The sequence below is a fragment of the Bradyrhizobium sp. AT1 genome, assembly GCF_001590795.1.
Classification (GTDB): domain Bacteria; phylum Pseudomonadota; class Alphaproteobacteria; order Rhizobiales; family Xanthobacteraceae; genus Bradyrhizobium.
This window is the reverse complement of the sequence record NZ_JXDL01000001.1, coordinates 7,019,433-7,031,709: the sequence shown is the minus strand read 5'-3', so window position 1 is coordinate 7,031,709 and position 12,277 is coordinate 7,019,433. Positions and strand designations below refer to the sequence as shown.

The window sequence follows — 12,277 nt, the reverse complement described above, 5'->3', positions numbered from 1 at the left end:
CTGCGCCGTACTTTACGCGACTCTGTCCGCAGCGACGGCGAGATCCTGCGGCTCGGTCACATGAAGCGGCGGCAGCGCCCACGCAAGATGCTGCTGCTGATCGACGTCTCCGGTTCGATGAAAAGCCGCACCGAGGAGAACATGAAGCTCGCGCATGCGCTGGTGCAGGCGGCGCCCAATGTCGAGGTGTTCACCTTCGGCACGCGGCTGACGCGCGTCACCCGCCCGTTGCGGCTGAAGCGCCGCGAGCAGGCGATGAACGCCGCCGCGCATCTGGTCAGCGACTGGGACGGCGGCACCCGCCTCGGCGACGCGCTCCAGGCCTTCCTCGCCGTGCCTCGCTTCGGCGGCTATGCCCGCGGCGCCGCTGTCGTGATCGTCTCGGACGGGCTGGAGCGCGGCGAACCCGATGCGCTGCGCGATGCGGTCGCAAAGCTGTCGCGGCGGGCCTGGCGCCTGAGCTGGCTGACGCCCCTGGCGACGAGCCCCGGCTTCCGCCCGCAGACCGAGGCGCTGATCGCCATCGAGCGCTTCGTCGATGACCTCGAAGATGGCGGATCGAGCGCGTCGATCGTCGCGCATATTCTGGCGCTGGGACGAAGGAGAGCCGCGTGACCGATATTGTCGACGGCCATCATCACATCTGGCGGCAGGCCGACCTGCCCTGGCTGATCGGCCCGATGCAACCGCGGATCTTCGGACCTTACGAGCCGATCCGGCGCGATTATCCGATCGCCGAATATCTCGACGACCTCAAAGGCACCGGTGTCGCCCGCTCGGTCTATGTCCAGACCAACTGGGCCAACGACCGCTTTGAGGACGAGGCCGCCTGGGTGCAGCAGACCGCGGACGAACACGGCTGGCCGCACGCGATCGTCGCCTATGCCAATTTCGCCGTGGACGACGTCCACCCGCAGCTCGACCGCCTGAAGCGCTACCCGTTGGTGCGCGGCGTGCGCATGCAGCTACACTGGCACGAGAATCCGCTCTACCGCTTTGCCGCACGCCCCGATCTTTGCGCCGATCCCATGATCCAGCGCAACATCGCGCGCCTCGCCGACTATGGCTGGAGTTTCGACCTTCAGGTCTTCACGCCGCAGATGCCGGACGCCGCAGCGCTCGCCGAAGCCTGCCCCGGGGTGACCTTCATCCTCCAGCACGCCGGGATGCTCGAAGACCTCTCGCCCGCGGGACGCGCGGCCTGGCGTGCCGGCATGGCCCGGCTCGCGGCCTGTCCCAACGTGGTCTCCAAGCTTTCCGGGCTCGGCACCTTCATCCATCGCAATGATCCCGCGCACATCGCCGCCGTGCTCGCAGACACTGTCGCGATCTTCGGCGCCGAGCGCTGCCTGTTCGGCTCCAACTTTCCGATCGAGAAATTGTGGACCAGCTATCGCGAGCTCGTTGAGGCTTTTCGCGCCGCCGCCGCGCCGTTCAGCGCCGAGCAGCAGGACGCCATCTTCAGGACGACCGCGACGCGCGTCTACCGGCTTTGACAGACAAGAAACAGATCAGGGAGGGCAACGAATGGCGCTGGAGATCAAGATCCTGGACTACGGCGATATCGAGCTGGAATCGAGCTTTCTGGTGCTCGGCCGCGACTGCGGCCGCACCCGCCGCGTCCTCACCCTCGGCTTTTTGATCCTCGGCGGGAAATATCCTGTCGTGGTCGACACCGGATACCGCTCCAACCAGATCATGGAGACGCTGGGCATGCGCGGGCTGCAGTACCACGAGAACATGATCGAGAACCAGCTCGCGCGCCACGGCGTGCGCATGGGCGACGTCCGCTTCGTCTGCCACACCCATCTGCACATCGACCATGCCGGCAAGGACGACCTGTTCCCGATGAACACGACCGTCGTGCTCAACCGCAAGGAGCTCGAATATTCGGTGTCCGGCCTGATGCATCCGCAATATCCGGCGCCCGACATCAAGCATTTGATCGACCGGCTGCACACCAAGAGCGCGCTGCGCTTCCTCGACTTGGAGATCACCGGTCCGATCGAGCTGATGCCCGGCGTCTATTGCGACGCCGCCAATGCCCATACGGAGGGCTCGATGAACGTCATCGTCGAGACCGCCGATGGCATCGCCACCATCTGCGGCGACGTGATCTACGACTTCAACGACCAGATCGTGACGCCGTTCAACGAGATCCACGATTGGGAGCCGCGGACCACCGGCAACCACGGCACCAGCAAGCGCGCGGAGAAGGCCTCGATCAAGAAGCTGCTGAGCAATTCGCGCTATCTGCTGCCGGTGCACGACCGTCCCGCCAAGATCGAGGGCGGCAACGTCGTCGGACGCCTGCACGACCAGGTCCCCGGACCTATCGTGCAATCGCTGCCGGCACGCAACTGGTTCCCGGCATAACGCGGCTTGAGGATCGACCGATGACCCACGTCACCTTGCGAAGCGAATTCGAGGCGCTGATCGACCCCTACGCCCCGGTCGCGCAGGTCGGCACGGGTTTCGACTTCACGGAAGGGCCGATCTGGCATCCGGTCGATCACTACCTCCTGTTCTCGGACATGCCGGGCGACGTGCGCCGGCGCTGGGATGCGCGGCGCGGCGTCGCCGAGGTCAAGCGTCCCTCGAACAAATGCAACGGCATGACTTATGATGCCGAGCTCAACCTCATCGTCTGCGAGCACGCGACCTCGTCACTGGTCCGCGAACGGCCGGACGGGCGGCGCGAGGTGCTGGCTTCGCATTTCCAGGGGCAGGAGCTGAATAGCCCGAACGACGTCTGCGTGCACTCGTCCGGCGCGATCTATTTCTCGGACCCCTGGTACGGCCGGATGCCGGTCTACGGTGTCGAGCGGCCGCGCCAGCTCGGCTTCCAGGGCGTCTATCGCGTCGTCCCCGGCAGCGAGCCGAAGCTCGTGGTCGAGCGCAACCTGTTCGACCAGCCGAACGGGCTGTGCTTCTCGCCGGACGAGAGGCTGCTCTATGTCAACGACACCGTGCAGGCGCTGATCCGCGTCTTCGACGTCAACGCCGACGGTTCGCTCGCGAATGCCCGGGTGTTCGCAAGCGGCATCAAGTCCGAGCTGGAGCCGGGCCTGCCGGACGGCATGAAGTGCGACCAGCACGGCAATGTCTGGGTCACCGCGCCCGGAGGCGTCTGGGTCTATTCGCCGCGCGGCGAGCTGCTCGGCAAGGTGCGCGTGGCCGAGCTGGTCGCCAACCTCGCCTGGGGCGGGCCGGATTTCCGCACGTTGTACCTGACCTCGACCCATTCGGTCTATGCGATCCCGACCAAGGTCGGCCCGCGGCATGAGCCCTATATGAGCGGGCGGCGAAGCGGCGGCGGCGCGACCGCAAGCGTCGTGCCGCAGGCGCCCATCCTCGCCGACGGCGAGATGCGGCTCGATCCCCAGCGCTGCGCCATGATCATCCAGGACCTGCAGAACGACGTCATCATGGACGGCGGCGCCTTCGCCGAATCAGGCGCGCCCGGCCACGCCAAGCAGCAGCATGTCGTCGAGAATGTCCGCCGCCTTGCGGAGACCGCCCGCGCGCGAGGCGTCGCCATCATCCATGTCTGGTTCGTCGTCGAGCCAGGCGCGCCCGGCGTGACGCTGAATGCGCCGCTGTTCGAAGGGCTGGTCGACAGCAAGGCGATGGTGCGCGGAAGCTGGGGCGCTGCGCCCGTCTCCGGTCTCGAGCCGCGGCCCGGCGACTTCGTCGTCGAGAAGATGCGCATGAGCGCGTGGGAGGGCACACGGCTGGAGACGATCCTGAAGGCCACCGGGCGCGACATGATCATCAACACCGGCGCCTGGACCAACATGTCGGTGGAGCACACCGCCCGCACCGGGGCCGACAAAGGCTACTTCATGATCGTGCCGGAGGATTGCTGCTCGACCATGAATGCGGACTGGCACGCCGCCTCGATCAACTTCGCCATGCAGAACGTCGCCATCGTCACCCGGGCGGATGCCGTCATCCGGGCGTTGGGATGATCCGTGGCCAAGCTCCTGCATCTGTCCTGCTCGCCCCGCGCCGACTCCGTCTCGAGCGCCGGCGCGCGCGTCTTCCTTGACGGCTTCCGTCAGGCCCGGCCGGACTGGGACATCGATGTCGTCGACCTCTGGCGGGAGCGGATGCCGGAATTCGCAGGTCCCATCGTCGAGGCCAAATATGCACGGATGAACGGACAGGCCTTCAACGACGCGGAGCGTGACAGCTTTGCCGAGGCCGAGCGAATGGCGACCCGCTTCGCGCTCGCCGATCGCGTGCTGATCTCGACGCCGATGTGGAATTTCGGCATCCCCTACAAGCTCAAGCAATGGTTCGACATCGTCGTCCAGCCCGGGCTGACCTTTCGCTTCGACCCATCGCAGGGCTATCTCCCGTTGCTGAAGGACCGGCCGACGCTGGTGATTCTCGCCAGCGGCAGCGACTTCGCCACCGGCATGAATCGCGGCCGCATCGACATGGCAACGCCCTATTTGCGGGACATCCTGCGCTTCATTGGGATCGACAATGTCCGTTTCGTGCCGATCGGGCCAACCACCGGACCGCAGCAGCCGATCGAGGTTGCGCGTGACAGAGCGCACCGACGTCTGGCCGCAATGGCCACGAGCTTCTGATGCACCGGCATCGCTCTGTCCTCTTACGCCGCCGAGCCTTGCGCATCCCCTGATCGGGCCTGACGATAGAGGTGACCTGGCTCGGCCCACAGGAACCCATTCGAGAACGGCACGCCGGGATAGGCCGCCGCAAGGCGGCGGTTGCCGCCATCGAAATCCTCGCGGCCGTCGAGCACATCGCGAAAGATCCTGGCGATCTCGACCATGTCGCAATCCTGCGGCGACAGGCGCAACGAGCGAACGTTGCTCTCGCGCAGGAGGCCGGCCTCGCCCAGCAGATTGGCGCAGCTGTGAGACAGGGTCTGCACGCCGTTGACGGTGAGGAAATCCTGCTGCTCCAGCGTGTTCAGCAGCAGACCGTCCGGATCCTTCTCGCAAACGAAGCGACAATTGTCCTTGGCGAGCTTGTGGAGGCGCGCGTGATAGCAGCGCGCGGAGATGGCGAGCGGCACCCTGCCGAACGCGAACACCTCGGTGACGACATCGGGGACTGCCTTCGCAATTGCCGCGATCGAAGCTAGCGGCAATTCCGGCGGCAGACAGATGCGCCTCGCCCCGTGCGCGTCGTGAAAGGCCGCGCTGGCTTCGTTGTAGATGTTGACGAAGGGCCCGATGGCGTGCGCCCGGCCCGCCAGCGTCCTGAGACAGGTCAGATCATTCACCTCGACCAGTGCGCCTTCGGCCGAAGCGAGCTCTTCGGTCTGGCGGCGCTCGCGCCGCAGCGAGACCAGGATCAGCGAGCCGAGCAGCACCTCTTTGCCCGCGCTTTGCAGCCGTTCGACCACGGCCGGGATATGGTCTGCAAAGAACGGCGATCGTTTCGAGCAGACGATCTCGCCGACTGAGACAACATCGACAGGCGCCTCGTCGGCGATACGGAAATAGAAGTCGCGCCAGCGTTCCGGCGCCCAATTGTACAAAACTGGACCGAGGCTGAGTTGCATCTTCCGGACCTCACATAGTCGAAACGATTAGCGCCAATTCTTGCGATAGGCGCCGAGCGTGGAGGCCTGCCCTTCTGTGAACGGCTTCAGGCTTGCGATGTCCGCCTCGCTCCCGCTCTCCAGCGCCGCGAGCGCGTGACGGAAATGGCGCACCACGCTTTCGACATAGGCGCGGCCGCGCTGGCGGCCCTCGATCTTGAGCGCGGTGACGCCGGCATCGCGCAAACCCCGAAGCAAGGTCGTGGCATCTAGGCTGACGGGATCCTCAAAGATGTAACCGGCGCCCTGCGCGGTCGAGAAGCGGCCCTTGCACAGCGTCGGATAGCCCGCGGGCTCGCTCATGGCGAACCGGTTGATGGTGAAGCCGCCCAAGCTCGACTTCGTCCCGTCCGCGGTCTGTTCGTAGGTCACGTGGCTCGGCGGCGAGCAGACGCCCTGCATGTTCGGCGACTTTCCGGTCGCATAGGACGACAGCGAGCAGCGCCCCTCCGCCATCACGCAGAGCCCGCCGAACACGAAGACCTCGGTCTCGCAGGCGGACTCGCGGGTGATCTCGGCAATCTCGGGCACGCTCAGGACACGCGGCAGCACGACGCGCCGCGCCCCGAAATTTTCGGCGTAGAAGGCGATGGCATCCGGGTTCGCGGCGGCGGCCTGAACCGAGACGTGCAGACGCTGGTTCGGATGGCGCCGCGCGGTGTAATCCATCAAGCCGATGTCGGCGAGGATCAGCGCGTCGGCTCCGGCGCTCACCGCATCGTCCACCGCGCGATGCCAGATGTCGACGGCGGAGGCGCGCGGGAAGGTGTTGATGGCCACCAGGACCCGCGCGCCGCGGCCATGCGCGAGCGCGATGCTCTTGCGCATCTCGTCGCGGCTGAAATTCAATCCCGGAAAGTTGCGCGCATTGGTCTCGTCGGCGAAGCCGCAATAGATCGCGTCGGCGCCGGCATCGATGGCGCTCTTCAGCGCAGCCGGCGTTCCGGCGGGACAGATCAGTTCCATCATCTCGATGACTCGCCTTGGCCGGATGAGCCGATCATACGGCCACGGGCGGCCTCGAGGGCGCGCCTCGCCGGCGCGCCCAGCGGGCCAAACAACGAGGACACTTCGGTAGCGAGATCGAGCTGGGCGTCGTCGATCGCATTGCGCAACGCCAGCACCGCCTCGACATCGCCCTCGACGACGAGCTCGCGCGAGAACATCAGAGCATCGCCATCGACCCTGCCTTCGAGCAGGGCCAGGAGATTGGCAAGCGAGGCGGAGATCCGCGCGTCCAGGTCTTTCGGCAGCTCGCGCACGACGGACAGGCGCGGCGGCCTCGCCTCGACCACGAAGGCGAAGGGCAGATCGATCGGCTTGATCCCGAACCGCGCGCGCGCGTGATCGCCGAGCCGGTCGAACATTGCAGGATTGCGCCGGTGGATCCGCTGCAGGACGCCGCCAAGAGCGAACTGCAACGGCAGCAGAGGTAGCGGACGCATGGCAATTGCGACGAGCGGCGGAATCGTCGGCAATTGGCCGGGCGATGCGGCGGACGGATCATTCATGGCCCCACATCTGGACGGATTGCACGCCGCTGTATTTGAGCGGGAACAATGAAGACCGAAAACAACACGGCTAGCTGTGATTTTTTGGGAGCTTGTCCAGTTGCAACGTGATGTACCGCGCTTTCGCGACTTGTCCGACTTCCTGCGCTTCATCGAAAGCCGGGGGCAGTTGCGACGCATTCGCGAGAAGGTCTCCGTCGTCCACGAGATCACGGAAATCCACCGGCGTGTGCTTGGGGCACACGGACCGGCATTATTGTTCGAGCAGCCGGTCAGGGCCGATGGCCGCCCCTCGGAGATGCCGCTCCTCACCAATCTGTTCGGGACGGTCGAGCGGATCGCATGGGGCATGGGGATCGCGCCCGACCGTCTCGAAGAGCTTGGCGCGCTGATGGCCGAGCTCCGCGCCCCGCGGCCGCCGAACAGCATCAGGGATGTCTTCGACAAGCTTCAGCTCGCCCGCGCCGCGCTGGCGACGCGTCCGCGCACGCGCGCAGGCGCGCCGGTGCAGGATTGCGTCACGATGGGGCCCGACATCGATCTCGCGCGATTGCCGGTCCAGATCTGCTGGCCTGGCGAGCCGGCGCCGCTGATCACCTGGCCGCTCGTGATCACCGTGCCGCCGGAATCCGCGACGGCCGACCAGGAGGAGAATGTCGGCGTCTACCGCATGCAGGTGCTCGGCCGCGACCGCGCCATCATCCGCTGGCTCGCGCATCGCGGCGGCGCCCGGCATCACCAGCAATGGAAGGCGATCGGGCGCGACATGCCGGTCGCGATCGTCATCGGAGCCGACCCCGCCACCATCCTGGCGGCGGTGCTGCCGCTTCCCGAGACGATGTCGGAGCTGCGCTTCGCCGGCATCTTGCGCGGCGAGCGGCCCGACCTCGCGCCATGCCTCACCGTCCCGCTCGCGATCCCGGCCGAGGCCGAGATCGTCATCGAGGGCTTCGTCTCCGCGACCGAAACCGCGCCCGAGGGTCCGTATGGCGATCACACCGGGTACTATAATTCCGTCGAGGAATTCCCGGTGATGCGCGTGACGGCGATCACCACCAGGCGGCAGCCCGTCTACCTCTCGACCTTCACGGGCCGGCCGCCGGACGAGCCGTCGCGGATCGGCGAGGCGCTCAATCGCCTGTTCGTTCCGCTGATCCGTCAGCAATTCCCTGAGGTGACCGATTGCTGGCTGCCGCCGGAGGCCTGCTCCTACCGGATCGCGGTCGCGGCGATCAAGAAGCGCTATCCCGGCCAGGCGCGGCGGCTGATGCTCGGCCTGTGGTCGATGCTGCCGCAGTTCAGCTACACGAAACTTCTGATCGTGGTCGACGACGACATCGACATTCGCGACTGGCAGTCCGTCATGTGGGCTGTCTCGACGCGCAGCGACGCTTCGCGCGATCTCGTGACGCTCACCGACACGCCTATCGACTATCTCGACTTCGCCTCGCCGAAATCAGGCCTCGGCGGCAAGCTCGGCATCGACGCCACGACCAAGATCCCACCGGAGACGGATCGCGAATGGGGCGTTCCGCTGGCCATGGATCCCGCCGTGGTCGCACGTGTCGACGCGATGTGGGCGAACCTCGGCTTGTCCGGCATGCCGCACGCGCACCGGTCCTGACATGAGCGGGCGGCAAGGCATCATCGTCGGGATCAGCGGCGCCTCGGGTACCGCGATCGGCGTGCGCATCGTCGAGCTGCTGGCCGACAATCCACACTACGCGGTGCACCTCGTGGTCTCGGCCGCGGCCGAGCGTACGCTGGGCGAGGAAGTGGGCAGCGAGGCACTGGCGCGGCTGCGCGCGCTCGCCTTCCGCGACCATTCTCATTCGGACATCGGCGCCGCGATCGCCAGCGGCTCGTATCCGGTCGCGGGCATGATCGTGGCACCCTGCTCGATCCGCACGCTCTCGGCGATCGCCTGGGGGCAGCTCGACAATCTCCTGACGCGCGCGGCCGACGTGCAGCTCAAGGAGCGGCGCCGGCTGGTCTTGCTGGTGCGTGAGAGCCCGCTGCATCTCGGCCATTTGCGCAGCATGGTGCAGGCGACCGAGATCGGCGCGATCATTGCCCCGCCGATGCCGGCCTTTTATCTCAAGCCACAGTCGCTGGCCGAGGTGATCGACCAAATCGCCGCCCGGGCGATCAATTTGCTCGACCTCACGAAGCTGCGCGTATCCGCCAAGATCTGGTCCGGCCCGGGCTCCGACGGCGTCTAGCCGCGGTCGCTTGACCGGCTCAGTTCACCTCGGCAAAGCCGAGCGATGACCTGACACCCGGCGAGATCATCGAGGGGGCCCAGGGCGGCTCGAACGTCATGGTGACGTCGACCGAATCCACGCCCGGGACGAGGCACGCGCTGCTCGCCACCCCCTCCTTGAGGAACGACGCAGCGGGGCAACCGCGTGTCGTCGCCGTCATGGTGATGTGCGCGGCGCCGTCGTCGACCTGGACGTCATAGACGAAGCCGAGATCGACGATGTTGTGGCCGAGCTCCGGATCGATCACGACCTTCAGTGCCTGCCTGATCTGGCCCACGAGATCCTCATTGTCGATCGTCATGCGGGCACCCTCACCGTCAGTTGATAGCCGTCCTTCTGCGGCGTGAAGCCGCCCCGCCATTGGTGGCCGCGCCTCTCCAGCTCCCGAAACAGGAAGACCGGTTCGCGGCCGAGCAAGGCGAACAGCGTCTGCCCGGGCGCGAGCTGCTCCAGGGCAGCCAGAATCCGGACCATCGGCTCCGGCGGATCGAGCTCGCGATTGTCAAGATGAACCACGGGCTCCGGCCAATCGCCGTTGCTCGACGCGGCGGAGGCTGGTTCAGCCGCTTCGACCGAGCCATCGTAAGGCAAGAACCGGATCTCCCATTCGCCGCCTTCGAGCTCGGCTTCGCGGTATGCAAAGCCCTTGCTCGCCATGACGTCGAACAGAGGAACCGGCTTGAAGGGAGCATAGAGCCGCAGCCCCTCCCCGGGCTCGAGCCGTTCGAGCGCCGCCATGATGATCGAGAACGGCTCGCCGCCTGCACGCAGGATCGGCCGGACATCGACGTCGATGAATGCGGTCATTGCAGTCTCCTTTCAGTTTCGTGAGACCAGAAGATGGGGCATGGCAGCTCCCGTCGGCAGGCGCATCGGCTCCGCCACATCGGCGAGCCGCCGGGCCCTGGTGAACTTCTCGCTCAAGCCGAGTGTCGCCAGCATCATCGCCGCCACGGCGGCGCGGAAGCCGAGTGGCGCCTCGATCAGCAGCATCAACGTCGCCGCCCAGCTCCCGGCAAAGAATACGACGAACCACTTCAAGGCGCGGCGCTCGGCGACGAGATCCTGGACGCGCGGCGTCGGCACTCTGCCCATCACCGGACCATAGGTCTCGAGCCAGGTCAGGAATGGCACGATCTTGTAGAGGTTGGCGAGCACCAGGCCGGTGAGCCAGCCGAACGCGACGAGAAAGACGAGCGCTCCGACATGGGATGAAAACGAGCCGGTCGCGACGAACGCAACACTGAGGATTGCGGCGGCGACGAGGCTCGCCAGCCCAACAAGGCTCATGCGGGTGTTGAGCTCGAGCACGCGACGCTTGCGGGTTCTGTAGAGGCCGAGCACGTCACGGCCGTAGGCGGCGAACGACAGCAGCGCCGCCGCTCCCGCAAGCAGAAGCGCCAGATTCAGCCCCGTCATGCGCCAAAGCGCGAGCGCGCCACCAACAAGCCCGACAGCGATCGCGGCGATGCCGGCACGCAAAGCCAGACGGCCGAGCCGTGCATCGCCGTCGTGCGCAAGCATGAACATCGCAAGCAGGCGATAGCTGACACCCATGGCCGTGAATGTCAGCCATCCGCCAAGCCCGGCGAGCGCGTGGATGGAAACGCCCGAGACCAACAGGTCAGGCCATTGCGCACCGGTGGCGGTGCCGGACAACACAAGCGAGAACAGGCCGCCGAAGGCCGCCGTGACACAGAGGCAGGCAAGTCCGCCTGCGACGAACCGCGCCGGTGCCGGCAGGGGACGGGCCGACCACAGCGTCATGCCGAGATTGGCAACGACCAGCGCGAAACCGGCAATGAGCAGGCCACCTCCACCGGGCAGCAGCCAGCGCGGCCCGTCGAGGTGCCCGCCCAGCGTAAGAAAGCCCGCGAGCAGGACAACCAGCCCCAGCGTCAGTAGCGCGAGAGCCGGCAACGTCCATCGCTCGGCATAGAGCGGCCGTGCGACCAGCACCGGCACAAATTGGAACAGTGCGCCGCACAGCACCGTGCTCAACCAGCCGATGCTGACCATGTGGACGATGACGAGCGTGTCCGGATCGCCGATGTCGTGGTTCGGAAAACCAAACCCGGCGACCATCAGCCCTTCCGCGAGCAGCAGCCATGCGATTGCGGCCGCGAAGTAGCTGATGGTCCATTTACAGAGACTTGTTCCGACCACGGTGTGTTTCCTGTCGCACACGAAGTTTCGTGTCAGCGTTCGAAACGGTAAGCGGCTGCAGTCACGACCACTTTGTCGAGGCGCAAACTCCGGCGCCGTTCACGACAATGGGACCGGGCATCGACGCTGGGGGCCTGGAAGGATTGACGCAGCGCAAGAGCACGGGCCGCGGCGCTGATATTCAGGACGTTCAATCGGCAAGGAATGGTCGGATGACGCTGAAGAATTGGTGCGTGGTGCTGGCGATATCTGCGAGCGCGGTCACATCCGCGATTGCGCAATCCAGCTTTCCACCCTCCCCGAACGCAAAGCAGGATGCGCCCCGTCTCGTCGAGGTCATGAGCATGGCACAGCTCCAGCATCTCAAGCTATGGTATGCCGGCAAGGCGAAGAACTGGGACCTGGCCGCGTACGAGTTGAGGCAGTTGACGAACAGCCTGGCGGAAGCTGCCATATTCTATCCGGCCATCCCCGTCAGCAACGTGACGACGATGAAGGAGCCGCTGCTCTCGGTCGCCGACGCGGTCGCGGCGGGAGACGATCGCAAGTTCGCCGCTTCGATGCGCATGCTCACCGAGGGCTGCAACGCCTGTCATAGCTCGATGGGTCGCGGCTTCATCGCCATCGGCGTGCCGACCGGCGGGCAGCCGCCCGCCAATCAGATATTTTCGCCGTCGGGAGACAGCCGGAAGAAATGATGCGGCCGGGCCGCGCGGGAGGCTCGTTGCTGTCGGTGTCCGCCTCCTGACAGC

The 12,277-nt window shown here is 66.1% G+C and carries 14 protein-coding genes; 8 read left to right on the top strand and 6 right to left on the bottom strand.

From position 1 onward, the window contains the following. The 5 genes from SE92_RS32365 to SE92_RS32345 all read left to right on the top strand — a co-directional run. On the top strand, positions 1-615 hold a 615-nt coding region (locus SE92_RS32365), incomplete at its 5' end, for a VWA domain-containing protein (protein ID WP_157095994.1). Continuing rightward, positions 612-1,496 carry an amidohydrolase family protein gene (locus tag SE92_RS32360; protein ID WP_063202607.1) on the top strand — a complete coding sequence of 295 codons (885 nt, stop codon included), beginning with the start codon at positions 612-614 and terminating at the stop codon, positions 1,494-1,496. The genes SE92_RS32365 and SE92_RS32360, both read left to right, overlap by 4 nt. A 31-nt stretch (positions 1,497-1,527) precedes the next feature. Beyond that, a complete protein-coding gene (locus SE92_RS32355) occupies positions 1,528-2,376 on the top strand; it encodes an N-acyl homoserine lactonase family protein (protein ID WP_018318076.1) in 849 nt (282 codons plus the stop codon). A 20-nt stretch (positions 2,377-2,396) separates the two neighbouring features. Continuing rightward, positions 2,397-3,971, top strand: a complete 1,575-nt coding sequence (locus tag SE92_RS32350; RefSeq protein ID WP_063202605.1) for an isochorismatase family protein — start codon at positions 2,397-2,399, stop codon at positions 3,969-3,971. A gap of 3 nt (positions 3,972-3,974) precedes the next feature. Then, positions 3,975-4,601 carry an FMN-dependent NADH-azoreductase gene (locus tag SE92_RS32345; protein ID WP_063202603.1) on the top strand — a complete coding sequence of 209 codons (627 nt, stop codon included), beginning with the start codon at positions 3,975-3,977 and terminating at the stop codon, positions 4,599-4,601. A 23-nt stretch (positions 4,602-4,624) separates the two neighbouring features. Here the strand turns inward: SE92_RS32345 and ubiV are convergent, their stop codons facing one another. The 3 genes from ubiV to ubiT are packed head-to-tail and all read right to left on the bottom strand — an operon-like array spanning position 4,625 to position 7,095. Then, positions 4,625-5,545 (bottom strand): ubiquinone anaerobic biosynthesis protein UbiV, encoded by a 921-nt coding sequence (gene ubiV / locus SE92_RS32340; RefSeq protein ID WP_063202601.1) that lies wholly within the window; start codon positions 5,543-5,545, stop codon positions 4,625-4,627. A 27-nt stretch (positions 5,546-5,572) separates the two neighbouring features. Next, a complete protein-coding gene (gene ubiU, locus SE92_RS32335) occupies positions 5,573-6,550 on the bottom strand; it encodes a ubiquinone anaerobic biosynthesis protein UbiU (protein WP_063202599.1) in 978 nt (325 codons plus the stop codon). Next, positions 6,550-7,095, bottom strand: a complete 546-nt coding sequence (ubiT, locus tag SE92_RS32330; RefSeq protein ID WP_063202598.1) for a ubiquinone anaerobic biosynthesis accessory factor UbiT — start codon at positions 7,093-7,095, stop codon at positions 6,550-6,552. The genes ubiU and ubiT overlap by 1 nt, the downstream gene beginning before the upstream one ends. 100 nt (positions 7,096-7,195) lie before the next feature. On the opposite strand from ubiT, the gene SE92_RS32325 reads away from it, so the two are divergent. Both SE92_RS32325 and SE92_RS32320 read left to right on the top strand, forming a co-directional pair. Then, on the top strand, positions 7,196-8,719 hold the full coding sequence (locus tag SE92_RS32325) for a UbiD family decarboxylase (RefSeq protein WP_063202596.1): 1,524 nt from the start codon (positions 7,196-7,198) through the stop codon (positions 8,717-8,719). A gap of 1 nt (position 8,720) precedes the next feature. Next, positions 8,721-9,317, top strand: a complete 597-nt coding sequence (locus SE92_RS32320; protein ID WP_063202594.1) for a UbiX family flavin prenyltransferase — start codon at positions 8,721-8,723, stop codon at positions 9,315-9,317. A gap of 19 nt (positions 9,318-9,336) precedes the next feature. Here the strand turns inward: SE92_RS32320 and SE92_RS32315 are convergent, their stop codons facing one another. From SE92_RS32315 to SE92_RS32305, 3 genes are read right to left on the bottom strand one after another with little or no spacing between them, the layout of a single operon-like run. Then, complete coding sequence (locus SE92_RS32315) at positions 9,337-9,660, bottom strand: metal-sulfur cluster assembly factor (RefSeq protein ID WP_063202592.1); 324 nt, start codon at positions 9,658-9,660, stop codon at positions 9,337-9,339. Continuing rightward, on the bottom strand, positions 9,657-10,166 hold the full coding sequence (locus SE92_RS32310) for a DUF2249 domain-containing protein (RefSeq protein WP_063202590.1): 510 nt from the start codon (positions 10,164-10,166) through the stop codon (positions 9,657-9,659). The genes SE92_RS32315 and SE92_RS32310 overlap by 4 nt, the downstream gene beginning before the upstream one ends. A 12-nt stretch (positions 10,167-10,178) precedes the next feature. Continuing rightward, entirely contained in the window at positions 10,179-11,525 is a 1,347-nt protein-coding gene (locus SE92_RS32305; protein ID WP_063202589.1) for a hypothetical protein, read from the bottom strand. Between the two features lie 212 nt (positions 11,526-11,737). On the opposite strand from SE92_RS32305, the gene SE92_RS32300 reads away from it, so the two are divergent. Beyond that, the gene (locus SE92_RS32300; RefSeq protein WP_063202587.1) at positions 11,738-12,223 is read left to right on the top strand and encodes a hypothetical protein; all 486 of its coding nucleotides are present in this window, start codon (positions 11,738-11,740) and stop codon (positions 12,221-12,223) included. The last annotated feature ends 54 nt before the right edge of the window (positions 12,224-12,277 follow it).

Bases quoted from the DNA above. Each gene is read 5' to 3' on its own strand.
- SE92_RS32355 (WP_018318076.1), top strand. From the start codon at position 1,528: ATGGCGCTGGAGATCAAGATCCTGGACTACGGCGATATCGAGCTGGAA.
- SE92_RS32350 (WP_063202605.1), top strand. From the start codon at position 2,397: ATGACCCACGTCACCTTGCGAAGCGAATTCGAGGCGCTGATCGACCCC.
- ubiV (WP_063202601.1), bottom strand. From the start codon at position 5,545: ATGCAACTCAGCCTCGGTCCAGTTTTGTACAATTGGGCGCCGGAACGC.
- ubiU (WP_063202599.1), bottom strand. From the start codon at position 6,550: ATGGAACTGATCTGTCCCGCCGGAACGCCGGCTGCGCTGAAGAGCGCC.
- ubiT (WP_063202598.1), bottom strand. From the start codon at position 7,095: ATGAATGATCCGTCCGCCGCATCGCCCGGCCAATTGCCGACGATTCCG.
- SE92_RS32320 (WP_063202594.1), top strand. From the start codon at position 8,721: ATGAGCGGGCGGCAAGGCATCATCGTCGGGATCAGCGGCGCCTCGGGT.
- SE92_RS32315 (WP_063202592.1), bottom strand. From the start codon at position 9,660: ATGACGATCGACAATGAGGATCTCGTGGGCCAGATCAGGCAGGCACTG.
- SE92_RS32310 (WP_063202590.1), bottom strand. From the start codon at position 10,166: ATGACCGCATTCATCGACGTCGATGTCCGGCCGATCCTGCGTGCAGGC.
- SE92_RS32300 (WP_063202587.1), top strand. From the start codon at position 11,738: ATGACGCTGAAGAATTGGTGCGTGGTGCTGGCGATATCTGCGAGCGCG.